The following is a 25,547-nucleotide window of genomic DNA, read 5'->3' as shown; positions in this document are numbered from 1 at the left end:
ATCTTATATGTCGCATACAATGCCAACATAAAAAATACAAAAAAATATATCTTCTATTCAATTTTCAAAAAACTCTTGCTCCAAAAAATCAGAACAAAATTCCATAATTACGCCAATGGTGGAGCCGAGCGGAATCGAACCGCTGGCATCCTGCTTGCAAAGCAGGCGCTCTACCGACTGAGCTACGGCCCCCTGAACAAAAAGTGGTGGGCCCAGGTAGATTTGAACTACCGACCTCACCCTTATCAGGGGTGCACTCTAACCACCTGAGCTACGGGCCCTCAAAACCAAATATTAACGACCCCCCATCATCGCAAAAAATCCGAAAAGAAAGAGAAACATGGACGGCGATCCTTTTAAAAACGCTGCTTCACAACAGCAAATTTATATCAAGCTTAATTAAAAGCTTTAATCTTCAAAAAACGTTCAGATCACTCAATAAATTCAATGATACTCAACATCTTCCTTAGAAAGGAGGTGATCCAGCCGCAGGTTCCCCTACGGCTACCTTGTTACGACTTCACCCCAGTCGCTGACCCTACCGTGGCCGGCTGCCTCCTTGCGGTTAGCACACCGTCTTCAGGCAAAACCAACTCCCATGGTGTGACGGGCGGTGTGTACAAGGCCCGAGAACGTATTCACCGCGGCATGCTGATCCGCGATTACTAGCGATTCCGACTTCATGCACTCGAGTTGCAGAGTGCAATCCGAACTGAGATGGCTTTTGGGGATTAGCTCCGCCTCGCGACTTCGCAACCCATTGTAACCACCATTGTAGCACGTGTGTAGCCCAGCCCATAAGGGCCATGAGGACTTGACGTCATCCCCACCTTCCTCCGGCTTATCACCGGCAGTCCCTATAAAGTACCCAACATCTAGGTAAAAACCTAAACTTGATGGCAACTAGAGGCAGGGGTTGCGCTCGTTGCGGGACTTAACCCAACATCTCACGACACGAGCTGACGACAGCCATGCAGCACCTGTGTAAAGGTCTCCGAAAAGAAAATACCATCTCTGATATCGTCCTATACATGTCAAGGGCTGGTAAGGTTCTGCGCGTTGCATCGAATTAAACCACATGCTCCACCGCTTGTGCGGGCCCCCGTCAATTCCTTTGAGTTTTAATCTTGCGACCGTACTCCCCAGGCGGAGTGCTTAATGCGTTAGCTGCGCCACTGAATGGTAAACCACCCAACAGCTAGCACTCATCGTTTACGGCGTGGACTACCAGGGTATCTAATCCTGTTTGCTCCCCACGCTTTCGCGCCTCAGCGTCAGTATCAGGCCAGTGAGCCGCCTTCGCCACCGGTGTTCCTCCGAATATCTACGAATTTCACCTCTACACTCGGAATTCCACTCACCTCTCCTAAACTCTAGACAACCAGTATTAAAGGCAGTTCCAAGGTTGAGCCCTGGGATTTCACCTCTAACTTAATCGCCCGCCTACGCGCCCTTTACGCCCAGTTATTCCGAACAACGCTCGCCCCCTTCGTATTACCGCGGCTGCTGGCACGAAGTTAGCCGGGGCTTCTTCTCCGAATACCGTCATTATCTTCTCCGGCGAAAGAGCTTTACAACCCTAAGGCCTTCTTCACTCACGCGGCATGGCTGGATCAGGGTTGCCCCCATTGTCCAATATTCCCCACTGCTGCCTCCCGTAGGAGTCTGGGCCGTGTCTCAGTCCCAGTGTGGCTGATCGTCCTCTCAGACCAGCTATAGATCGTAGCCTTGGTAGGCTCTTACCCTACCAACTAGCTAATCCAACGCAGGCTCATCTCTCTCCAATAAAATCTTTCCCCCAATAGGGCGTATACGGTATTAGCACACGTTTCCATGCGTTATCCCGTAGAAAAAGGTAGATTCCTACGCGTTACTCACCCGTCTGCCGCTCGTATTCGCATACGCGCTCGACTTGCATGTGTTAGGCCTGCCGCCAGCGTTCGTTCTGAGCCAGGATCAAACTCTCATGTTCTTGCCAAAGGCACTGCCATGTAAAATCCAATGCTACAAACATCTTCCAACGTCATAACAACAGAAAAACATGAACAACGAACCTCTCACATCGTAATTAATAACATAATTACAAAAATAAAAAAAACCGCCGTCCACGTCTCCCTTTCTTCTCTCTATTCTATTCTCAAATAACGTCACCAGTACTAAACAGATCACATAACCAAGTCAACCAAAATTACTCAAAAAAAATACTCCAACCAATAATACTCAAAGATACAATAACCAATATTTGACTCTTAGGAAGAAAAATTATATCCCCTTACGAATTTATCTTGCTAGTAAAATAGGAATTGTAAAATATTACATCTGAAATGACATTGTGTACCATATCTAACAAAAGAGACATATTATTTTCGTTTGGGGATACCCCTCCTATTTTAGGAAACAATGATGCGAAAATATTTTTAGATAATAGACGCAAAGTATCCCTTCGATGGTTATCCACAACATTCTTTGCTGGCATAACATCCGGAGTCATCATTGGAGGATCACTTTTAACTGCTTTAGATGGTCATCAAAAAATAGCAATACCAGCCAAGTTGTCTCATCAAACGTCAGAAGAGAATGCTATCAATTTAAGCGCCAAACTCTCCTCTATGCAGAGAGCAAGATTGTCGCCAAAAACAAAATCTAAGCATCCTGAAAAAATAATTATCGAAGTTCCAACTCTTATCAAAGATCACAACAAGGATATTATTAAAAAAATTCCGTTTGCTTATGCTAGGATGACATTCGCTACACCATATCCAAAAGTTAAAGATCACCCAAAATTCGATCCATTAAAAATTTTTTCCGAAGGAAAAATCGAATCCTCATCACAAATGCTCATGGATACAATCCATAATGTTGATTCGTTTGAAGTTACCACTCAAAAAATCAATTTTCCCACAGATATTACTCGTATTCAGTTAGATCATACTGCACAAGATGAAGAAATTAAAAATGCGATCATGAATCAATTTTTTCTCTTGCATAATAAGAAGAATCAATCATTTACTTTATATTATGCTGATCCCCAAACCCTAGATCAAAGACATGATCATCCTATTACTTATAGCAAAAAAATCAAAATCATTGAAGAAAATCGGACGATCACGTCACCTCAGGTATTGATAGATAAAATTCCAGAGTTTGCTGATGATTTAATACCAATACAACATAATACAACAATTTTCGATGCCATGGTACACGCCGGTTATTCTAATGGCGATAGTGCTAAAATAGCTAAAGCCTTGAAGAATGAAGTACGTGTAGATCAACTAACAAAAGATGAAATTCTCAGAATCGGAGTTGTACAAAAAGACGACAAATTTACGATAGTAAGGTTCAGCATTTACCATAAACAAAAACATCTATTAACGATTGCTCTCAATGACAATAATGAGTACGTGCTAGGAGTAGAACCTGTTAAAATGGATATAAATCATCAGATGGACTACATGCGAACTTCTGAAGAATCACCCAATATTTATGATGGAATATGGCGTGCTACTTCTTTCAATGGCATGAATAGCAATCTAGTGAAACTAATTATGAGAACCTTAGCAAGCAGCGTGAATTTACAAGAACATTTAAAACCTACTGATTTCCTTGAAACTTTTTTTTCCGTTAATCACGCTAATAACCAAGCCAGCGATGACTCTGAATTATTATATATTCATGCTCGTTTTGGCGAAACCCGAACTCGCTTTTATCGCTTTTTAAATCCTGTTGATGGATCGGTAGAATACTTTAATGAAAATGGAAAAAGCTCTCGACCATTTTTATTGCGTACTCCTGTCCCATTTGGACGTATGACTTCTGGATTTGGTATGCGATATCATCCTATCTTAGGTTATTCACGCATGCATACAGGAGTGGATTGGGCTGCACCAAGAGGAACACCTATCGTCGCTGTAGGCGATGGTATTGTGGAAAAAGCCAATTGGGCGGGTGGTTATGGCAAACAAACACTGATCCATCATGGAAATGGATATGTCTCTTCTTATAATCACCAAGATGCGATTGCTAAAAATATTAAAGCAGGAACAGCTGTTAAACAAGGACAAATAATTGGATGGATTGGAACAACAGGATTATCAACAGGCCCGCATTTGCATTATGAATTAATTGTCAATGGAATAAAAGTAGACTCCACGAAAGTTCGAATTCCCGAAAGGGAAAATTTAAAAGGAGATCTACTTCAACGTTTCGCTATGGAGAAAAAAAGAATTAATTCTCTACTCAACAATGGAGAAAACCCTAAAAAACCTCTTTTTACTAGCCACTAAGTCAGTATTCACTGGTTTTATGCAATGATTTTAAGAAAACAATATATTATCATGCAAGCTACAAAGTAAAAATATAATCAAACAAAACTATATTTAGATCAAAAATTTAAAACATACAAGCGGTAGAATACAATATCAAAATGATCAAAAACACACCATTACTTACAAAAAAAGGTCATTTGAAAATCACATGTCCTTAAGCGAACATCACCAATCAAATAAAGCAAAGTAAAAACAAACCAAGAGAGAGAAAATACAATCAACAAAGCGATAAAAAAAATTTGTATACGTGATACCCAAAAACGAAACCCCAAACACTCAAATACCCGAATTTCGCTAAATTTTTACCCATGAATTTTATAATTTAGTACCAATACTTGTACTCTAAATCGGGAAAAACGACCCAAAAAATTTTTAGAATATACAAAATATTCACATACTATCTTATTTACCTTTAAATAACTCGAAAATTTAGGTTATCATCATCAACAAAAACTTCAATAGAATCGCCATCAGATATCGTTTGAGAAAGAACTCTCTCAGCTAATGGATTCTGAATATACCTTTGTATCACACGCTTCAATGGTCGAGCACCATAAGAAGGATCGTATCCTCTACAAGATAACCAATCAATGACTTGATCATCAAAATCCATAGAAATATTTCTCTCTTTAATAAGAGATAATACTCTACCCAGTTGAATACGAACAATCTTTGCCATATCCTCTTTACGTAACTTCTCAAACAATATTATTTCGTCCAAACGATTCAAAAATTCGGGTTTGAATGCAGAACGCACAATTCCCATTACTTTATCATGCACAGAATCACCATCTTCTATTAAATATTCTGCGCCTAAATTAGAAGTCATAATAATCAAAGTATTGCGAAAATCCACCGTACGACCTTGGCTATCTGTCAACCTTCCATCATCTAGAACTTGTAATAAAATATTATGAACATCTGAATGTGCCTTTTCTATTTCATCAAACAAAACAACTTGATAAGGATGCCTACGCACCGCTTCAGTCAAAGCACCCCCTTCTTCGTATCCAACATAACCAGGTGGAGAACCTATAAGACGAGATACAGAATGTTTTTCCATATACTCAGACATATCTATTCGAATCATAGAATTTTCATCATCAAACAATAATCGCGCTAAAGACTTAACCAACTCTGTCTTTCCGACTCCGGTGGGACCTAAAAACATAAAAGATCCCATTGGACGCTGTGGATCTTGCAAACCAGCTCGAAAACGCCGTAACGCGTTAGATACAGACTCAACAGCCGCAGACTGACCAATAACTGACTTAGAAATCTCTGTTTCTATCCGCAAAAACTTTTCTCGATCACTCTCTAACATCTTATCAACAGGAATACCCGTCCAACGTGATACAATATTAGCAATGTTATCAGAAGTGACAACTTCTTGAACCATATCTTCTGCCGTACTATCTGCTTTTTCGGCTTCATCCAATTCTTTTTCTGTTTTCGGAATCAAACCATAAGCAAGCTCTCCAGCACGTTCAAAATGTCCTTGACGTTGTGCTATAGCCAGTTCATTACGCATTGATTCTAAACGCTTTTTAAGATCAGCTACATACAAAATTTTTCGCTGACCTTCCTGCCAACGTAGCGTTAAAGAATGTGATTTTTCCTCTAAAGAAGATAATTCTTTTTCTAATTCTATAAGACGCCCTTTAGAAAAACTATCTTTTTCCTTCTTTAAAGCTTCTTTCTCTATTTTGAGACAAATAATCCGACGATCAAGCTCATCTAAAACCTCGGGTTTTGTATCGATTTGCATACGCACACGAGCAGAAGCTTCATCCATCAAATCGATAGCCTTATCAGGAAGGAAACGATCTGTAATATAACGATTAGAAAGAACAGCAGCACTAACTAATGCTGAGTCAGAGATTCGCACTTTATGGTGCTGTTCATATCTTTCTTTCAAACCTCGCAAAATGGATATTGTGTCAGTAACCGTAGGCTCCCCCACTAAGAGAGACTGAAATCTACGAGCCAAAGCAGGATCTTTTTCTATATATTTACGATATTCATCTAATGTCGTCGCCCCAATACAATGCAACTCTCCTCGAGCTAGTGAAGGCTTGAGCAAATTAGAGGCATCCATTGCACCATCGGTTTTGCCTGCTCCCACCAATACATGCAACTCATCAATGAATAAAATTATTTCTCCATCTTCTGATCGTATCTCACAAAGGAGAGATTTTAACCTCTCTTCAAACTCCCCTCTGAATTTAGCACCTGCGATTAACGCCCCCATATCAAGAGCCATTAATCTCTTACCTTTTAAAGATTCAGGGATATCTCCGTTAATGATGCGCGAGGCTAAACCTTCAATGATGGCTGTTTTTCCAACACCAGGATCACCAATTAATACTGGATTATTCTTAGTACGACGCGACAAAACCTGAATTGCACGACGCATCTCGTCATCACGCCCAATGACTGGATCAAGCTTTCCATTCCGCGCTTCCTCTGTTAGATCACGACAATACTTCTTTAAAGCATCAAATCCTTGCTCAGCATTAACCGAATCAGCTACACGTCCCTTACGTAGTTTCTTGATGGATTCTTCAAGACGAGAAAATTTAAGCCCACATTTTTTAAGAGATTCCCCTATACCCCCTGTTTCCATTACCATTGCCAAAAGAAATTTTTCGGCTGTGACAAAAGAATCACCTGATTTCTTTGCTATTTCCTCTGACTTAGAAAGTATTACAGCTAAAGGCTGGGAAAGATAAACCTGTGCCCCTCCTCCTGTAACTTTTGGAATTTTAGAAAGAACCGTTTGATTGTAATCCTTGAGTTGCGCAATATCTCCCCCAGAACACTGAATCAACGAATAAACAGCTCCCTGTTCATCTTCAAGAAAAATATGCAAAACATGCTCAGGTACTAAATTTTGATGACCTTGAGCCAAAGCATACGTCTGGGCAGATTGCAGAACATTACGCATCAAGTCTGAATATTTATCACTATTCATCACAACCCTCTATTGTCTAATAGATTCAACTAAATTACGAGATTCACACCTTACAATCTTGATCTACACTGCTCGCATTATCCGAGTTAAGCTCTTGGGGAACAATGGTCTCCGTTGCTTCTACAGGTTGATTGCCACTTTTAGCGTTAGGAAAGACACGTGGACGTAGCGGTCTTCTACGACGTACTTTTTTATAAGACACGTCTTTTTCACGAGATATATCAGGTGTTTTAAATGCTACATCTTCAACCTTGGGCTGTATACTATTCTCAAATATCGGTTCTTTCCCTTCTTCAATCAACGGACACGGACTTGCCTCAAATTCACTCAGTGCATTTTGTGCACGTTCTTTTTGCTCTTTAACAAGAAGATCATCCTGTTCATCGCGTTGCAATTTTTCTTGTATCTGCGCTTGCGCCATAGAGACAATGCGATTGTAGTGCTCTGCATGCTGCAAATGATTTTCTGCGACCACATAATCCCCAGCACTCATCGCATCGCGTGCGAGAACTGAATATCTCTCCGCTATATGCTGAGCTGTACCACGAACCTTAACATCATATCCATTACTATCATAATTACGCACTAATGGGTTAAGATTTTTACGATTGAAACTCCCGTTTCCGCCGTTAGATCCTCTTCCACGACTACGTTTATATTGTTGCACTGACCTCATCTATTATCCATCCAATTTATGAGAATACTTGCTGTTCACTACTTTTAAAAGAAAAATTTAATTTATTAGCCCATCTAATTCACAACACTTTCATCTTCTTATATTATAAGAAATTTCTTTTTTAACAAAACCACAATATCACCGACAAAATAATAGCACTCTATCATTTCCTCCATAATCCTTAAAAGCATTGACTAAAAATAATTTCCGACTTTCAAAAATACGCACTACGTCCACTTTTTGATTATAACCAATTTCTACACTACACAATCCATCCTTATTTAAATGACGCGAGACACCGTCTGCTATAGTACGATAATGAGAAAGACCATCTATGCCGCCATCAAGAGAGATGCGTGGATCGAAATCCCTTACTTCAAGACCGAGACAATCCACAATAACAGATTCTATATAGGGCGGATTAGAAACAATAACATCAAACAAACCTTCAACAGAAGAAAACCAATCACTTTGCAATGTATCGAACCTCTCTGAGACGCCATTCGTAACAGCATTGCTCTTTGCAATTTCAAGCGCTTTACAAGAAATATCAACTCCAACGCCTTTAAAAAAAGGGGATTCTTTTAATAATGCAAGGCAAACCGCTCCTGTACCCGTGCCAAGATCAAGAATACGTACAACATCTCTCTTCTCTATACGGGGAAGAGAAAACGCTAACGCAGAATCAACTAACAACTCTGTTTCAGGACGAGGTTCAAAAGTATCCGATGAAAGAGTTAATCTTACGTTATAAAAATCCCGCCATCCAAGGATACGATGTATTGATTCATGTTTAAGAGAGCGAACAATTGCATTTGTAAGAAAAAATCTCTGCCGATCATCAAGGACGCTATCAGGATCAACAATCACCTGATGCGACGATAATCCCGTTACTCTACATAAAAAAGAGTGAGAATCCCTTAATGCCTGCAAGCCTGACCTCTTAAAACAACACTTGATCAAAGAAAGAAAACCCGCAACAGTATGGGGTAGTTCTTGGGTCAGAAATAAATTACTCACTAGCGGAACCTATCATTTTTGCTTGATGTGCGGTAAGTAAGGGATTGATGATATCGTCAATATACCCCTGCAAAACATATTCTAACTTATATAAAGTCAAGTTTATTCTGTGATCTGTAATACGACCTTGCGAGAAATTATAAGTCCGAATACGCTCAGAGCGATCTCCTGATCCTATTTGTAATTTACGATTTGCAGATCTCTCATTTGCCATACGCTTTCTTTCAACATCATACAAGCGTGCTCTCAAAACCTTCATGGCTCGCAATCTATTCTGATGCTGTGATTTTTCAGAAGAAGTTACCATTATTCCAGTAGGAATATGTGTAATTCTCACTGCTGAATCCGTAGTATTCACGTGTTGTCCTCCTGAACCAGATGCACGCATAGTATCAATACGAATATCTTCCAGAGGAATATCTACATCTATCTCTGCTGCTTCTGGCAATACCGCAACAGTTGCTGCAGAAGTATGAACACGTCCACTTGCTTCAGTTGCAGGAACACGTTGCACTCTATGAACACCTGACTCAAATTTCATACGGGAAAACACTCCACGTCCAGATATTGTTGCCACTATCTCTTTATACCCACCATCATCATTATCACTCGACGACAACACCTCTACCTTCCATTTGCGTAATGCAGCGTAGCGCTCGTACATACGAAAAAGATCACCAACAAACAACGCAGCTTCGGATCCTCCCGTTCCAGCACGAATCTCAAGAATACAGCTTTTGTCATCATCTGTATCTTTGGGCAAAAGAAGATAATTTATTTCATTCTCAAGCTCTCTAATTTCTTTTTCTATTGCTAAAACCTCAATCTGAGCAAGATCCCGAATTTCTGAATCACTATTGTGATCACCGATGACAGTATGCAGATCTTGTTCTTCCTGTTTTTTTTGATCATAAATACTAATCTTCGATATTATAGGACTGATCGCCGCATACTCCTCAGTCAATTTAATATAAGCATCGACAGAAGGCGATTCAGACATACGTAATTCAATTTCAGCAAAACGATTCTTCAAATCGCATATTTGCTTGTGAGAAAGAAAAACCAAACCCTAAAACTCTCAGCAAAGAATCAATACAAATAGGCACTATACTACAAATCTCTACCTAAACTGGACAAAGAAAAAAATTAACATATCCTAAATATTCCACCCCATCTACTTATCCCTCAACTAATAATATCCCTACTTTTGACAAAGATTAACGATATTTATCAATAAAGGGTATGCGTTTTAAGAATTATTGCCTCGAAAGGAAAAATACGAACTCATCGCTACAATTCCAAGTGCGGGTAGCATCAAACTCTCAAACAGATACATAAGGAAGAATACTACTTTAATTAGATAAATCGTATACTAATACCAATAAAGATATAACCATAACCCCAACGTATAAATACCAATCATATAATTGATCACCTAACTATAACGAGCTCTAAAGCCATTTTATACACCAGAGATCACTTCGAAAAAAAGCAAATCCACAAAGAAATATTTACTAATTCACAAACGCGGTTGCAAAAAAACCTCAACTCCGATTACCAGTTCGTCCCTAGCATATTTTCAAAAAAGCACCTTCCTAACCACATGGAAAAAGAAATATTTAATGAAAAAGCGAATTGTCTAGCAGCCACACAAATACCCAAATAATCTACCTATAATCCTACAAAATTGCCACTTTGCAACACACCACCATAAACCGAAAAAGCATCAACATCTTCAAGTAAAACGTGGGAAAGGTTTGCTCAAAAAACGGACAAACTCATAAATACCTAAAAGAGGAAAAAAATCTAATAAGGAAAATCATGCGCAACGCACAATCAAAAAACAGATTTCACTAAAAAGAAAACGATCCATTTCAAACACGTAGAATAAAAATTCCCTATTCCTCAACTCCCGAATGCTCTACCACGATCAACTCTTTTCGTCAATAGAAATTCTCAGAGAATAATTTCTATATACCAAAAAATCATATCTACTATAAACAAGGTGTCGTACAAATACTTATTACTAAAAAAGAACAGCTTACATCTTTTTGAAAGAAAAAAACACAATCGATATTACTGAACATCTAGACCATAACAAGAATGTAAAGATCTTACAGCCAATTCAGTATACGCACTATCAATTAAAACAGATATTTTTATTTCAGATGTCGTAATTGCTTTAATATTGATACCCTTTTCGGCAAGACATAAAAAGAACGCTGATGCTACTCCAGCATAACTCTGCATTCCAATACCAATAGCAGAAATTTTGACGAGATTATCCTCGTGCTGAATAACATCATAACCAATATTTTCTTTATTATCGGATAAAACGGCAAGCGCTTTTTCTAAACTCGATGAAGGCGTCGTAAACGTTATATCTACGTATTGCCCATCCTCAGAAACATTTTGAATAATCATATCAATATTAATATGAGCTTCTGCAAGAGGAGAAAAAATAGATGCTGATATACCAGGATGATCTCGCAAACGTCTCAAAGAAATTTGAGCCTCATCCTTCGTATAAGCAATGCCAGTAATTACTTTTTTTTCCATGATATCTTCCCCACTACAAATAAGTGTTCCTAATTGTTCCTGTTGTCCATGATCTTCAAAACTCGAACGAACAAACAAACACATCTTATAAAGCATTGCCAATTCTACGGAGCGAACTTGCATCACTTTAGCTCCAAGAGATGACATTTCTAACATTTCTTCGAAAGAAATCTTTTTCATCAAATGAGCCTTTGGCTCAATACGTGGATCAGTAGTATAAATCCCACAAACATCAGTATAAATATCACAACGATCCGCCTTAATAGCGGCAGCGATTGCAACCGCAGATGTATCAGACCCCCCCCTGCCAAGAGTAGTGACACTGTTGTCATGACTCAATCCTTGAAAACCAGTGATAACTACTACCTGTTTTTTCTTCAAATGAGTAACAATTTTTTTCTCATCTACACGGCATATACGTGCCATCCCATGCAGAGAATCTGTCATAATAGGAATCTGCCATCCTTGCAATGAAATGGCTTGAATACCCAATGACTGCAAAGCAAGCACCATCAATCCAGAAGATACCTGCTCTCCTGTAGAAATAACAACATCTCTTTCACGTGCATTATCGATAGACGTCACTTGTCTACATAATTCAGCAAGCCGATCCGTTTCGCCACTCATAGCAGAAACAACCATCGCAACTTCTTGCCCTCTATCAACTTCGCGCTTAACATGCAAAGCGGCACTACGAATACAATCAATATTAGCTACAGAGGTACCACCAAATTTCATAACAATACGTGCCATATTATTCTCAACAATAGCCTTCTTCATTAATTATAAAACGTTTGGCAATTGACCATATCCTTGTGTCAAAAAAAGATCGTACTTGCAAATATTACCAAATATGTCAATCATATCTATATGATTTTGTCAGGAGGTTCAAATGAAAAAAAAGTATCCGAACTATACCACTAAAAACCAAGATGCCATCAACCAATTTTCAAACATAGCATCAGAGTGGTGGGAACCCACTGGAAAATTTAAACCCCTTCATCAAATAAATCCAGTGAGAATCAAGTATATTCAAGATAAAATCATGCAACACTTTCAATGCAAAAGTGATGATACCCATCCTTTCAAAGGATTACGCATATTAGATCTAGGATGTGGCGGAGGATTGCTTTCAGAACCCATGGCACAAATGGGAGCAACCGTAACAGGCATTGACCCTTCTACTAAAAACATTGCGATAGCAAAAAACCACGCAAACATGAAAAACATCAACATCGACTATCGCGTTAGTTGTGCAGAAGAAATAGCTGAAACTGATGAGAAATTCGACATCATCTTAAATATGGAAGTCATAGAACATGTTGACAATATTCCCTACTTCATCAAAACCTGTTGTTCGCTTCTTCTAAGCAATGGGCTTATGTTTATCTCTACGATTAATCGTAACTTGAAAGCAATGTTATTAGCCATTATCGGAGCAGAATACCTACTGCAATGGCTCCCAAAAGGCACCCACCAATACGACAAATTTATCAAACCAACAGAAATGGAATGCTTTCTAGCAGCAAATAAAGTAAAAATTATAGACCGTGTCGGCGTGGTCTATAATGTATTTTGCAATAAATGGCAGCTTTCTGCAAAAAATATGGATGTCAACTATATGGTATTGGGACATCTCCCTAAAACAGAGCAATAACACAATTTATAAGTCAGCAATCATACCATCTCTAATAGTAATTTGCCGATCCATCTGAGATGCAAGATCATGATTATGTGTCGCAATAAGTGCCGCTAAACCTGAACGAACGACTAAATATTTTAAAATGCTAAAAACCTGTTGTGCTGTTTTAAGATCTAAATTACCTGTAGGCTCATCAGCTAAAATAATCAAAGGCTTATTGGCAATGGCACGGCAAATTGCCACCCTTTGTTGTTCACCTCCAGAAATATCAGAAGAACGGCGATTAGCATATTGGGACATATCCATATAACTCAAAAGATCCATAGCACGTTGGTATGCCGTCTTATGATTGATTCCAGCAATAATTTGAGGAAAAATTATATTTTCTATTACAGAAAAATCCATTAATAAACGATGTTCTTGATATACAAAACCAATTTTAGAACAACGCAAGAATGATTTTTTATCATCAGATAATTTATTACATAATTGGTTTGCAATAATAACATTGCCTTGATCAGGAACTTCTAATAAACCCGCAATATGCAAAATAGTTGACTTTCCTGTTCCTGATGGAGAAACAAGAGCAACAATTTCACCCTTTTTTAAACTAAGATGAACATTCTCAAGTACTGGAAAAGGTTTGCCAACCTGACGATAGCTATGTTTAACATTCTGGAGTAACAAAACTTCTGCACTATCCACTATTGTCCCTCATTCACCGCGTAATACTTTGACAGGATCTATCCGCGATGCCTTCCAACTTGGGAAAATTGTTGCCAATAGAGATAAAGCAAGAGCCATACTTATTATCCATGAAACCTCAACCCATGAAATTTTAGAAGGCAATTCAGTTAATAAATACGCTTCTGTATCAAATATTACCACACCTAGTGTATGCAAAAAAAATTTCCTTATAGCTTCAACATTGCAGGAAATCAAAATACCGACAATCATACCCATACCAGTGCCAGCAATACCAATAAAAGCACCTATCATAAAAAATATGCTCATAATGGAAGAAATACGCGCTCCCATCGTACGCAAAATTGCTATATCTCGCCGTCTTTCTTGCACTAACATGACTAAACTAGATATAATGTTAAGAGCAGCAACTAAGACTATTAATGCCAGAATAACAAACATAGCATTACTCTCAACTTTCATAGCAGAAAAAAAAATTTGATAGCGTTGCTGCCAATCAATAACCACAACACCATTGCCAAGAATCCTTACAATATTTTCATGTGTTTTTTCGATCGCATCAGGATCTTTCACAAATACTTCTATTCCTGACACAGCATTCTCAAGATTAAAATACAATTGTGCTTCCTGAAGGGACATATAAACCATCCCATTATCATAATCTGGGAAACGCATTCGGAACATTCCCAAGACAGTATACGATTTAGAACGGATTCCCATACCCATCGGCGTAACATCACCATATGGCGAAAGAATATTAATCTTATCTCCTATTGATATACCTAAATTACGGGCAAGATCTTTTCCTATAATAACCCCTTTACCTCGATCAAAATCATTTGATACATTCCCATAGAAACGAGAAAAAGAATTTTGCAAATAAGAAAAATCACTGTTAGAAATACCTCGTACCAAAACGCCAGATCCACCGGAACTTAATCCAGAAACAAATGCTTGACCACTTACAAAAGGCAAAACTTTTATAACATCTGGAATAAAATCCAACCGATTAGCAATAAATTGGTAATCAACGAGAGGATAATACTTCTGCTGTATCACAACATGTCCATTGATCCCTAAAACACGTTTTATCATATCTTCACGAAATCCATTCATGACAGACATGACAACGATCAAAGCCATTACTCCTATCATGACTCCAATAAAAGATATAAAAGAAGCGATAGAAATAAACGCATTTTTTCGATTCGAAAACAAATATCGCCAAGCGACTATTACTTCGAATCTGGAAAAAATACTCATATGCCTTTTGTATTATAAGACAGGACGGTTATTGCTAAAACGATGGGAAGCATAATTGATAACTTCCTCTAATGACATATCTTCCCTTATACCCGTCAATCTATGTTTAATTTCAACCTTTGAATCAGAAACAAACTTGGAACCAACAATGACCTGCAAAGGAAAACCCAACAAGTCAGCTACCGCAAATTGAGATCCTATCTGTTCACCCATATCATCCCAGAATACATCACATCCCACTTTGGAAAGCCGTGCATAAATCTTTTCACATGCATCACGACACACTTGATCATGTGCTTTGATATTAATGAGAGATATTTTGAAAGGCGCAACTGAATCAGGCCATATAATGCCCTTTCCATCATGTGAAGATTCAATAACAGCAGCAACAACACGCATAGCACCGATTCCATATGATCCCATCTGAACATAATGGTCTTTACCATCTGCTCCTTTAAATGTTGCCGACATTGGAAGAGAATATTTAGTGCCAAAATAAAAAATATGACCTACTTCAATACCTCGTGCCGAAACTCGCTTGTTTTCTGGTAAAGAGTCAAATAATTTTTCATTATGCACATCGGAAGTAGCAGCATAAGGAGCAGTCCATTGTTCGACAATACTGTTCAAAGAGATAATATCATCGAAATCTGTATTTTCTGAAGGAATCGGGAAATCCATAAAATCTTTACTACAAAAAACCTGCGTCTCACCTGTATCAGCAAGAACGATGAACTCGTGGCTCAAATCTCCACCAATTGGGCCAGATTCCGCACGCATCGGTATAGATTTTAATCCCAAACGATGGAAGATACGAAGATATGAAACAAACATTTTATTATATGAATGCTTTGAGCCTTCAGGAGTCAAATCAAACGAATAAGCATCCTTCATCAAAAACTCGCGCGAACGCATTACTCCGAAACGTGGTCTCAATTCATCTCGGAATTTTAACTGAATTTGATAAAAGGTAAACGGCAGATTTCTATAAGATTTTATATGGGAACGGAAAATATCTGTCATTACCTCTTCATGGGTCGGTCCGTAAATCATTGCTTTATCATTTCTATCGGCAAGCCGAAGCATTTCTTTCCCATAAGAATCATATCGACCACTTTCAACCCACAAATCAGCTGATTGCAAAGTTGGAACGCTCATCTCAATTGCACCGGTGCGATTTTGCTCTTCACGAATAATAGCATTGACATTATCAAGAGCTTTTTGCCCTAAAGGAAGCCAAGAATAAATCCCCTTTGAATGCTGATGTATCATCCCTGTACGCAACATCAATTTATGCGAAGCTATTTCTGCATCTCTAGGATTTTCTTGTAAAATCGGCAAAAAATACTTTGATCTTCTCACCTTTACATTCCTTTTTCTTTATTTGATAACCAGCAACTTTGACATCCAAAAAAACCATTTTGCATTGCAATATACTTAAGAATTATTTTTAAGAATAGACTACACACAGCGGACTATCGCTGACGCGATATTTTATTAATAAAAACGGTAACAAGAGGTTTTTTCCCCCAAACTTTTTTTAACAAAGAACGCAAAGCACTACTGATTGATTCCCGTAATAACTTTAAATCTTTCCGACGAAATTGAGGAAGATCAACTACCGTTGTAATCACCGTTTTCAACAATAACTTGTGAATCTTTCCTCCATCCCCATCATAAGCAGGTATGCCAATATCAACAATTTCTGGCACACCGAAGATATTATAATGATTATCAAGAAGGACATTGACAGATAAATGCCCAACAAAAGAAAGTTGTCTTCTCTTAGCAATTCCCAAATCAGCAAACTTACCAATCAAGAAACCATCTTTTAGAAAAAGACCATGCACTACTTCATCAATAATCTCTATTGGATCGGGGAAAAGACGCAACATCTTACCATTTCGAACAGGAGGAACACACGCAATACCTTCTTGCAAAGCAAGTTCTTTATGCGCTACAAGATGTAATGGTTCTCCATGAATTGCAACTAAAACTTGGGGACGAATCCACTGATACATACGTTTCAAATCATTAGGATATGGATGACCCGAAACATGAACCGGACATTCCGCATCTTCGGCTATAACCCGCACACCTTGCTCAACCAATCTATTTTTTATATGTCCTATTGCCACTTCGTTACCTGGTATAGCGCGAGAGGAAAAAATCACCGTATCTTTCTCGGCTAATTTTACATTACGCATTTCTCCACGCGATAACTGAGCCAAAGCAGAACGAGGCTCACCTTGACTACCAGTTGCAATGACAATTAACTGTTCACGAGGATATAATCCAAAACTTTCGTCTGAAAGAAATAGCTGATCCTTTTTGATGATTCCCACATCAATAGCGACACTCACTACACGTTTTAATGAAGAACCAAGAAGGACTATCTTGCGACCTATCTGTTCAGCAATATCTATAATGCTACGAATTCGACTAACGCTAGATGAGAAAGTTGTAACCAATACACAACCTTTAGCATTTTTCATGATATCATAAATGTTTTTCTTAATACCTTTTTCTGAGATACAAGTCCCTTCACGCATTGCATTAGTGGAATCACACATTAACGCAAGGATACCTTCATTTCCTATAGCACATAAAGAATCCTTATCAGTGACATCTCCTAATATTGCATCGTCATCTAGCTTCCAATCACCTGTATGAACAATATTACCGACTGGAGAACGGATAACTAATGCCATTGTTTCAGGGATTGAATGATTGACTCGCACCGATTCTATAGAAAAAGCCCCTACATCGACCTTATCGCCTGCTTGAAAAGATATACAAGGAATTTTTTTAGAAACACGTTCATATACTCTTTTTGCTTCTAAAAGACCAATGGCAAAGGGTGAAGCATAAACAGGGACATGGAGGAACGACCACAAATCATGTAAAGCACCATAATGATCTTCATGCGCATGCGTAATGAAAATCGCCATAAGGTTCTTTCGCTCTTTCATAATGAACGTAATATCGGGGAATACAAGATCGACTCCTGGCAAATCATCTTTAGGGAACGAAACACCACAGTCGATCATTATCCATTTACGACTACTAGGAGAACCATAGCCATAAAGAGCCATATTCATACCGATTTCACCAACTCCACCAAGTGGTAAAAAAACCAACTCCTCATTTTTCATTATATACGATCTTCCATTCTAAGTAAAAATATCTCCTGTAAAAATCTGACGAACACATCCTTTTTTTTCTTCTAATAATAGATATCCGAAATCGTCGACTCCAACAAAACGACCTAAAATGGAACCATATGATAGTTTAATCGTAATAAGATCACCTATACCACACGCAAAACAACGCCAGAGATTCATAATTTCTTCTCGTCCCGTATCTTTTTTCCAAAGGTCTAATACCCTCGCAACATCTTGAAATAAAAGGGAAAAAATATCCTTTAAATCGATGCATCCTCCTTCTCTCTGCAAAGATGTAACAGGATAAGGGGTGTCTACAGGACAATGCTTTACGTTCAATCCTATTCCAACGACAACTGCTTGTAAACCATTTTTTAAATTTAGAGTCTCAATTAATATGCCAGCAATTTTACGTTGAAAGACTAGTATATCATTGGGCCATTTTATTTTAACATCTGTTCCAACAGGAAGTGTAGATGCTATAACTGAACGCATAGCAACAGCAATAGCAAATGATAAGAGCGTTAGGGAATCTTTTGATATAGAATCAATCAATAACAACGAGGCATAGAGATTGCCCTTATCAGAAATCCATTTATTATCCCTACGACCTCGACCAGCCGTTTGACAAGACGCAACGATCCACAAATTTCCCAAATCTCCAGATAACGCACGTTTCATACATTCATCATTAGTAGAAGAAATAGTATCAAAGAATTCATATCGAAAACTATAAGGATTTTGACATTCACTAAGATTAGAAAACATTGTTAAAACAAAGACATAACTATCTTCATAATCGAAGAATTCAAGATATTTTCAATTAAGAAATAACCAGTGACGAATAAGATAGATCCAAAAATAAACAGTCTCATTTCTTTTGCGACGACCACGACACATTCTGTTGACTGATCAAACCACATGATACTGATGACACGCAAATAATAATAAGCAGATATCACAGAAGACAGTAGGGCGACAATAGCTAAAACATAAAATTCTCTTTTTACAGCAGAAATGAGAAGAAAATACTTACCAAAGAAACCTGCAAAAGGCGGAATACCTGCCAAAGAAAAAAGAAAAATAGTCAAGGCACAGGTCAAGAAAATATCTTGTCGTGATAAACCCGCAAGATCAGAAATATTCTGAATATTATTTCCATCTTTACGACGCAAAGATAAAATACAAGAAAAAAATCCGATCATCATAATCAGATAAATAACCATATATCTAACCATGGCAACAATACCAAGCATACCAGTGGAAAAACCGATCAAAGCATAGCCCGCATGACCTATAGAGGAATAAGCCATAAGACGTTTTAAATCCTTTTGTCTGATTGCAACAACGGAACCCAATACCATTGAACCAATAGAAACACACATAAAAATAGGCAATAAGCCAGAAAGCATGGGCCAAAAAACACTGGTGATGCGACAAAGAGCCATCGTCGTAGCAAACTTTGGGATAGTTGCTAAAAAAGCAGTCATAAACATAGGCGACCCTTCATAAACATCAGGTATCCACATATGAAATGGAACTAATGCCATTTTAAAGAAAAGACCTACTAGAATTAGCACTACTCCAACAATCAGAACAAAAGACCTATGCCCAATAAACAAAGACGTCGCTATTTGTGAAAAACCTGTGCAACCCGTAAATCCATAAATGAAAGAGATCCCATATAATAAAAAAGCAGAAGAAAAAGCTCCTAATACAAAATATTTAAGAGCGGCTTCAATAGAAAAAACACTCTTCCGATTCATAGCAATAAGCACATAAAGCGCAAAAGATTGCAATTCGAGCGACATGTAGAAGGATATCATATCATTGGCTGAAATCATACAAAGCATACCCAAAACAGCCATCAACATGATAACAGGGAATTCAAAACAACTAAAAGGTTTTACATAAATACAACTAAACATCTTAATAAAAATAATGATGCTACTCATCAAAAGAATCGCTTTGATAAAATATGAAAAGCGATCCGAAATATAAGCTCCCCCTAAACCTATTCCTTCATAAGGCATAATAAGAAGGAAAAATAAGGCAATGCTTAATAAACATACTGGAAAAACAACTAAGTGAAAGGCATTTTTCCGACGCGAAAAAACACCCATTAAAAGAAGAAAGAGAATGCCAAAAGCAATAATTATCTCAGGGATGCAAAGACGCAAATCATTTATAAAACTTACAGGACTCATAACAACAATTCCGTCTTCCCTATCCTTTTACAGAATCACTATATCCTGTTTTCAACGTATAATTTTCAATAATAGAAGAAAGAGGCACAGAAAAAGTATCTCTAATTGGAACAGGATATATTCCAAAAAAAACCGTCAAAACCGCAATAGGATATACCATACAACGCTCTCGTAGTGATAAATCTTTTAACTGTTGTACTTTTTCACATTTTGACACACCAAATACAACCTTACGATAGAGCCATAAAGAATATAATGCGGATAATACCACACCAAAAGACGCCAAAACAGCAACCGTATTACTGTTTTGGAAAACAGACATAATAACTAAAAATTCTCCAATAAATCCAGATGTTCCAGGGAGTCCCATGTTCGCCATTGTAAAAACCATCATTACCACTGCATACCTTGGCATGTTATGCACTAATCCACCATAGGCAAAAATATCACGCGTATGAAGCCGATCATAAATCACCCCGACACAAAAAAACAAGGCACTAGATACCAGACCATGTGATAACATCTGAAACATTGCCCCTTCTACACCACTTTTCATCCCGGAGAATATACCAATCGTCACATATCCCATATGCGCTATTGAAGAATATGCTATCAGTTTTTTGATATCTGTTTGAACCATTGAAACTAAAGAAGCGTATATGATCGCTATCAAAGATAGAAAAAAGATAACCGGTGCAAAATATTGAGACGCTAAAGGGAAAAGAGGCAATAAGAACCTAATACAACCATAACCTCCCATTTTCAGCATAATACCAGCCAAAAACACTGAACCAGCGGTTGGTGCTTGCACATGAGCATTGGGTAGCCAAGTATGAAAAGGAAACATAGGAATTTTTATCGCAAAAGAACAGAAAAAAGCTATCCACATCCAATATTGTATAGAAAATGGAAACTTACTCATTGCATAAAGATCAATAATACTACTTGTCTTTTTCTCCCAACACATCACTACAATAGCAAACAACATAAAAATAGAGCCAAAAAATGTATAAAGAAAAAACTTATACGCCGCGTAAATACGCTCGCTTCCTCCCCATACACCTATGATAACAAACATAGGGATTAAACTAGCTTCAAAGAATATGTAAAATAACAACATATCTAATGAAAGAAACGCGCCTATCACCATAGATTCAAGAACAAGAAAAGCAATCATATACTCCCTGAAGTTCTCTTGAATGGATTTCCAACTCGATAAAATACAGAAAGGCGTAAGAAAAGTAGTCAGCACTACCAAAAGAATGGATATCCCATCAACACCCAGATGATAGCTACAAAAATAATCAATCCAATGATAATATTCTATCATTTGGAAACTGCTACGCCCTTTGTCAAATACAGACCAGACAAACAAGGAAAAAATAAAATTTATGGTACTGATCCCCAAAGCAACGCCGAAAAAAGAACGGCGCCCACATCCTAAATAAGAAGAGAATAAAATAACAAATACTCCCAAAAAGGGCAGAAAGGTTACAATTGAAAGAAATGGCAAATTCATTAAATATTTCCTTGCAATAGCATCACAATAACCAATATGGAAATTCCTATTAACATAGAAAAGGCATAATGATCTAGATACCCTGTTTGTAAACGACTGGAATAAGAAGATAAATAGCGTACACAAGCCACAATGCCACCAGGACCATATTTATCTATTGATAAATCCACACGCTTCCACAGTATTGTTGCCAAACGAACTATAGGGCGAACTAACAGGCAATCATAAATACGATCAAAGTACCACGCATTTTGAAGAAAACAATAGAAAAACCGACATTTTTCAGAAAGAAATTTTGGAAGCGACGGGCAGATAATATACATTAAAAAAGCACTAAAAAAACCCACAAAGAAAGCTATGAAAGAAGAATACTCTACCCATAATGGCACTTCATGATATCTCTCTAGGACATTATTAGAAGAAGAAGCGAAAAGCGCCCCTTTCCAAAAAGAAGAGTATGCACTTCCAAAGAAGACATCGTGAAAAATAAACCCGAAGAATATAGAACCTATCGCCAAAATAAACAACGGAATTTGCATTACCAATGGAGATTCATGAATCTTATGAGATATGTCTTTATCCACCCGCATCTTTCCAAAAAAAGTCAAGAACATTAATCTCCACGAATAAAAACTTGTTAAGAAAGCTGCGAATAAAAGAAGAAAAAAAACAAACGTAAAATGCGAAGAGGTATATGCCACTTCCAAGATTATATCTTTAGAAAAAAAACCGGAAAAACCAATACTTGTTTCAGGAATCCCAAATCCTGTCAACGCTAGAGTTCCCACAATCATCATCCAACATGTTCTAGGCAAATGTGGATATAATCCTCCCATGCGACGCATATCCTGTTCTCCAGCAACAGCATGTATGACCGAACCAGAACCAAGAAACAAAAGCGCCTTAAAAAATGCATGTGTAAAAAGATGAAAAATAGATGCGCCATAAGCCCTACACCCCAAGGCAACAAACATATAACCTAACTGCGAACAAGTTGAATATGCAATTACACGCTTGATGTCATGTTGAACAAGCCCAACCGTCGCGGCAAAAAACGCTGTTATACATCCGAGAACTGTTATACAATCCAAAACAAAGGGAGAAAGCTCAAAAAGTGGAGACATTCTGGCCACTAAAAAAACTCCTGCAGTTACCATAGTAGCTGCATGGATGAGAGCAGAAACAGGCGTTGGACCCTCCATAGCATCAGGAAGCCATACATGCAACAAAAGCTGGGCTGATTTCCCCATAGCGCCTAAAAAAAACAAAAGACAAATGATCGCAATAGAATCGTGCGGATGTACATCTATTCCGAAAAAAGAAAAACTCCTATGCGAGACCATGCCAGAACTGACAGAATTTCCAATTTTCCAATAATGAGAAGCATTTTGAAAAACAGCATCAAAATCAACTGAATGAAAAAGATAAATTATCGCAGAAATTGCGAGAATAAGACCTAAATCCCCTATTCTATTGACAACAAAAGCCTTCATCGAAGCTTTAATTGCAGATTCCTTAAAAGACCAAAAACCAATCAGCAAATAGGATGCCAGACCAACCCCTTCCCAACCAAAAAACATTTGCAAAAGATTATCAGAAGAAACGAGCACAAGCATCGCAAAGGTAAAAAATGATAGATAAGAAAAAAACCGTGGGCGATGTGGATCATCATGCATATAACCAATAGAATATATGTGAACAACTGCAGAAATAGAATTAACTACCACAAACATAACGGACGAAAGAGTATCAATGCGCAAACCCCAAGGAATATCCAATCCATCAAATATAATCCAAGGAAATATTTCACGTTTTACGACCTGAACATCATGCCCAAAACCTATCTCATAAAATACATACCAAGATAAAAATGCCCCTATAACCATTAATAATGAGGTAAAAATATCAGCAAACTGTTTTCCCATCAAGCGACCAAAAAAACCAGAGAAAACCGCTCCTATGAGAGGAAGAAAAACTATAACCTCGTAAATCATAGCCACATCAACCTTTCATTTGATTAAAATCATCAACAGAAATCGAACCACACTTCCTATAAAAAATAACCAAAATAGCAAGTCCTATAGAAGTTTCGGCAGCCGCAACTAGCAAAATAAACAAAGAAAATATTTGACCTGAAATATCCTGCATATACGCGGAGAAAGAAATCATATTTAAATTGACTGCTAAAAGCATCAACTCTATTGACATCAGTATCGTAATAACACTTTTACGATTAAAAAAAACTCCAGAAGAACCAATAATAAATATCACAGCAGATACAATCAGATAATGAGAAAGACCTATATTCATCTTAAATTCCCTTTCCTGATTTTACTTTGACCATAACAATAGAATTATCAGGATTACTTTCTAATTGCTTAGAAATATCTTGCCTTTTAATGTCTCGACGATGTCGGAGCATGAGAACAATCGCACCAATCATAGATAATAACAAAATAAATCCAGATATTTCGAGAGGATACGCATATTGCGTATATAATACCTTGCCAATATTTTCTACGTTGTTCCCCTTAAAAACTAATCTAGAAAGCTCACCTTCTGCGCTAAAAACCATAAAATTACTGGCACATACAATCAATTCAGCAGCTAAAATTCCTATAAAAAAAGATCCTAAAAATCCACGTTTTTTTCTTGGCTCTGCCACCTCAATATCAATATCAAGCATCATAATAATAAAAAGAAAAAAAACAATGACGGCTCCTACATAAACGACCAGAGTAATCATTGCGACAAATTCCGCTCCTAAAAGAAGGAAAAGACCTGCAGCATTCACAAATGCAAAAATAAGGGAAAAGACTGAATATATGGGGTTGCGCACCGTAACAACTAGAAATGAAGAAATGATAGCCATAAAGGAAAAAAGATAAAAAAACAAAGATTGCATAACCATCTTCGCATATTCCTCAAAATATTATTAGAAGGAAAAAATCCTTATATTAAAATAAAAAGCACAAGAAATCACGCAACATACTAACGATAAGGAGAATCAGTCACAATATTACGAACAATTTCACTTTCCCATCTATCACCATTATTCAGAAGACGCTCTTTGTCATAATATAGTTCTTGACGAGTTTCGGTCGCAAATTCAAAATTAGGACCTTCAACAATAGCATCAACTGGACAAGCTTCTTGACACAAACCACAATAAATACACTTTATCATATCTATATCATAACGAACAGTTCGACGCGTACCATCATGACAACGAGGACCTGATTCTATTGTAATCGCCTGTGCAGGACAAATAGCTTCACATAACTTGCATGCTATACACCTTTCCTCTCCATTAGGATAACGACGCAGAGCATGCTCTCCTCTAAAACGAGGACTCGTCGAACCTTTCTCAAAAGGATAATTAATTGTAGTTTTAGCCTTAAAGAAATACCGTAAACAAAGAAAAAATGCTCCAACGAACTCTTTAAGAAAAAGAAAACTGACATTACACCGAAAAATCCTCATTTTAATCCCT

18 protein-coding genes, 2 tRNA genes and 1 rRNA gene are annotated in these 25,547 nt (G+C 37.6%); 2 read left to right on the top strand and 19 right to left on the bottom strand.

From position 1 onward, the window contains the following. Positions 1–116: 116 nt before the first annotated feature. From CD16_RS03860 to CD16_RS03850, 3 genes are all read right to left on the bottom strand, one after another. Positions 117–192 (bottom strand) — tRNA-Ala (locus CD16_RS03860). Positions 193–204: 12 nt separating this feature from the next. Further along, a tRNA-Ile gene (locus CD16_RS03855) sits at positions 205–281 on the bottom strand. A 189-nt stretch (positions 282–470) separates the two neighbouring features. Next, positions 471–1,972, bottom strand: a 16S ribosomal RNA gene (locus CD16_RS03850). 352 nt (positions 1,973–2,324) lie between these two features. Here CD16_RS03850 and CD16_RS03845 point away from each other — a divergent pair. Then, positions 2,325–4,283: a M23 family metallopeptidase gene (locus CD16_RS03845; protein WP_015824932.1), complete on the top strand. Its 1,959-nt coding sequence runs from the start codon at positions 2,325–2,327 to the stop codon at positions 4,281–4,283. A 454-nt stretch (positions 4,284–4,737) separates the two neighbouring features. On the opposite strand, the gene clpB is transcribed toward CD16_RS03845, so the two are convergent. The 5 genes from clpB to CD16_RS03820 form a co-directional block, all read right to left on the bottom strand. Further along, the gene (gene clpB / locus CD16_RS03840) at positions 4,738–7,299 is read right to left on the bottom strand and encodes an ATP-dependent chaperone ClpB (protein ID WP_015452710.1); all 2,562 of its coding nucleotides are present in this window, start codon (positions 7,297–7,299) and stop codon (positions 4,738–4,740) included. A gap of 43 nt (positions 7,300–7,342) precedes the next feature. Beyond that, positions 7,343–7,975, bottom strand: coding sequence for a DUF4167 domain-containing protein (locus CD16_RS03835; RefSeq protein WP_015452709.1), 633 nt, complete (start codon positions 7,973–7,975; stop codon positions 7,343–7,345). A gap of 138 nt (positions 7,976–8,113) precedes the next feature. Continuing rightward, positions 8,114–8,995, bottom strand: coding sequence for a peptide chain release factor N(5)-glutamine methyltransferase (gene prmC / locus CD16_RS03830; protein ID WP_015452708.1), 882 nt, complete (start codon positions 8,993–8,995; stop codon positions 8,114–8,116). Further along, positions 8,988–10,061, bottom strand: coding sequence for a peptide chain release factor 1 (gene prfA, locus CD16_RS03825; protein ID WP_015452707.1), 1,074 nt, complete (start codon positions 10,059–10,061; stop codon positions 8,988–8,990). The genes prmC and prfA overlap by 8 nt, the downstream gene beginning before the upstream one ends. Positions 10,062–11,071: 1,010 nt before the next feature. Continuing rightward, entirely contained in the window at positions 11,072–12,307 is a 1,236-nt protein-coding gene (locus CD16_RS03820) for an aspartate kinase (RefSeq protein WP_015452706.1), read from the bottom strand. A gap of 139 nt (positions 12,308–12,446) precedes the next feature. Here CD16_RS03820 and ubiG point away from each other — a divergent pair, with 139 nt between their 5' ends. Beyond that, positions 12,447–13,211 carry a bifunctional 2-polyprenyl-6-hydroxyphenol methylase/3-demethylubiquinol 3-O-methyltransferase UbiG gene (gene ubiG / locus CD16_RS03815; protein ID WP_015452705.1) on the top strand — a complete coding sequence of 255 codons (765 nt, stop codon included), beginning with the start codon at positions 12,447–12,449 and terminating at the stop codon, positions 13,209–13,211. A 6-nt stretch (positions 13,212–13,217) separates the two neighbouring features. Here ubiG and CD16_RS03810 read toward each other — a convergent pair whose 3' ends face one another. From CD16_RS03810 to nuoI, 11 genes are all read right to left on the bottom strand, one after another. Continuing rightward, complete coding sequence (locus CD16_RS03810) at positions 13,218–13,901, bottom strand: ABC transporter ATP-binding protein (RefSeq protein ID WP_015452704.1); 684 nt, start codon at positions 13,899–13,901, stop codon at positions 13,218–13,220. Between the two features lie 9 nt (positions 13,902–13,910). Next, positions 13,911–15,164 (bottom strand): lipoprotein-releasing ABC transporter permease subunit, encoded by a 1,254-nt coding sequence (locus tag CD16_RS03805; protein WP_015452703.1) that lies wholly within the window; start codon positions 15,162–15,164, stop codon positions 13,911–13,913. 12 nt (positions 15,165–15,176) lie between these two features. Beyond that, on the bottom strand, positions 15,177–16,526 hold the full coding sequence (proS, locus tag CD16_RS03800; protein ID WP_015452702.1) for a proline--tRNA ligase: 1,350 nt from the start codon (positions 16,524–16,526) through the stop codon (positions 15,177–15,179). A gap of 113 nt (positions 16,527–16,639) precedes the next feature. Next, a complete protein-coding gene (locus CD16_RS03795) occupies positions 16,640–18,322 on the bottom strand; it encodes a ribonuclease J (RefSeq protein WP_031934966.1) in 1,683 nt (560 codons plus the stop codon). A 15-nt stretch (positions 18,323–18,337) separates the two neighbouring features. Further along, positions 18,338–19,096, bottom strand: coding sequence for a biotin--[acetyl-CoA-carboxylase] ligase (locus CD16_RS03790; protein ID WP_015452700.1), 759 nt, complete (start codon positions 19,094–19,096; stop codon positions 18,338–18,340). Between the two features lie 2 nt (positions 19,097–19,098). Then, positions 19,099–20,535, bottom strand: coding sequence for an NADH-quinone oxidoreductase subunit N (locus CD16_RS03785; protein ID WP_015452699.1), 1,437 nt, complete (start codon positions 20,533–20,535; stop codon positions 19,099–19,101). A gap of 19 nt (positions 20,536–20,554) precedes the next feature. Further along, complete coding sequence (locus CD16_RS03780) at positions 20,555–22,054, bottom strand: NADH-quinone oxidoreductase subunit M (RefSeq protein ID WP_015452698.1); 1,500 nt, start codon at positions 22,052–22,054, stop codon at positions 20,555–20,557. Then, positions 22,054–24,048, bottom strand: a complete 1,995-nt coding sequence (gene nuoL, locus CD16_RS03775) for an NADH-quinone oxidoreductase subunit L (RefSeq protein WP_031934964.1) — start codon at positions 24,046–24,048, stop codon at positions 22,054–22,056. The genes CD16_RS03780 and nuoL overlap by 1 nt, the downstream gene beginning before the upstream one ends. Positions 24,049–24,055: 7 nt before the next feature. Next, positions 24,056–24,364 carry an NADH-quinone oxidoreductase subunit NuoK gene (nuoK, locus tag CD16_RS03770; RefSeq protein WP_015452696.1) on the bottom strand — a complete coding sequence of 103 codons (309 nt, stop codon included), beginning with the start codon at positions 24,362–24,364 and terminating at the stop codon, positions 24,056–24,058. 1 nt (position 24,365) lies between these two features. Further along, positions 24,366–24,965 (bottom strand): NADH-quinone oxidoreductase subunit J, encoded by a 600-nt coding sequence (locus CD16_RS03765; RefSeq protein WP_015452695.1) that lies wholly within the window; start codon positions 24,963–24,965, stop codon positions 24,366–24,368. Between the two features lie 80 nt (positions 24,966–25,045). After that, a complete protein-coding gene (gene nuoI, locus CD16_RS03760; RefSeq protein WP_015452694.1) occupies positions 25,046–25,537 on the bottom strand; it encodes an NADH-quinone oxidoreductase subunit NuoI in 492 nt (163 codons plus the stop codon). Positions 25,538–25,547 lie beyond the last annotated feature (10 nt).

Origin of the sequence: Candidatus Liberibacter asiaticus, assembly GCF_000590865.3 — a bacterium.
Lineage (GTDB): Bacteria > Pseudomonadota > Alphaproteobacteria > Rhizobiales > Rhizobiaceae > Liberibacter > Liberibacter asiaticus.
Note: the sequence above shows the minus strand (reverse complement) of the source record. Positions and strands in the feature narration are given on the sequence as shown.

Bases quoted from the DNA above. Each gene is read 5' to 3' on its own strand.
- CD16_RS03785 (WP_015452699.1), bottom strand. From the start codon at position 20,535: ATGAGTCCTGTAAGTTTTATAAATGATTTGCGTCTTTGCATCCCTGAG.
- CD16_RS03845 (WP_015824932.1), top strand. From the start codon at position 2,325: ATGACATTGTGTACCATATCTAACAAAAGAGACATATTATTTTCGTTT.
- CD16_RS03820 (WP_015452706.1), bottom strand. From the start codon at position 12,307: ATGGCACGTATTGTTATGAAATTTGGTGGTACCTCTGTAGCTAATATT.
- ubiG (WP_015452705.1), top strand. From the start codon at position 12,447: ATGAAAAAAAAGTATCCGAACTATACCACTAAAAACCAAGATGCCATC.
- nuoK (WP_015452696.1), bottom strand. From the start codon at position 24,364: ATGAATATAGGTCTTTCTCATTATCTGATTGTATCTGCTGTGATATTT.
- nuoI (WP_015452694.1), bottom strand. From the start codon at position 25,537: ATGAGGATTTTTCGGTGTAATGTCAGTTTTCTTTTTCTTAAAGAGTTC.
- clpB (WP_015452710.1), bottom strand. From the start codon at position 7,299: ATGAATAGTGATAAATATTCAGACTTGATGCGTAATGTTCTGCAATCT.
- CD16_RS03765 (WP_015452695.1), bottom strand. From the start codon at position 24,965: ATGGTTATGCAATCTTTGTTTTTTTATCTTTTTTCCTTTATGGCTATC.
- CD16_RS03790 (WP_015452700.1), bottom strand. From the start codon at position 19,096: ATGTTTTCTAATCTTAGTGAATGTCAAAATCCTTATAGTTTTCGATAT.
- nuoL (WP_031934964.1), bottom strand. From the start codon at position 24,048: ATGATTTACGAGGTTATAGTTTTTCTTCCTCTCATAGGAGCGGTTTTC.
- CD16_RS03805 (WP_015452703.1), bottom strand. From the start codon at position 15,164: ATGAGTATTTTTTCCAGATTCGAAGTAATAGTCGCTTGGCGATATTTG.
- CD16_RS03780 (WP_015452698.1), bottom strand. From the start codon at position 22,054: ATGAATTTGCCATTTCTTTCAATTGTAACCTTTCTGCCCTTTTTGGGA.
- CD16_RS03835 (WP_015452709.1), bottom strand. From the start codon at position 7,975: ATGAGGTCAGTGCAACAATATAAACGTAGTCGTGGAAGAGGATCTAAC.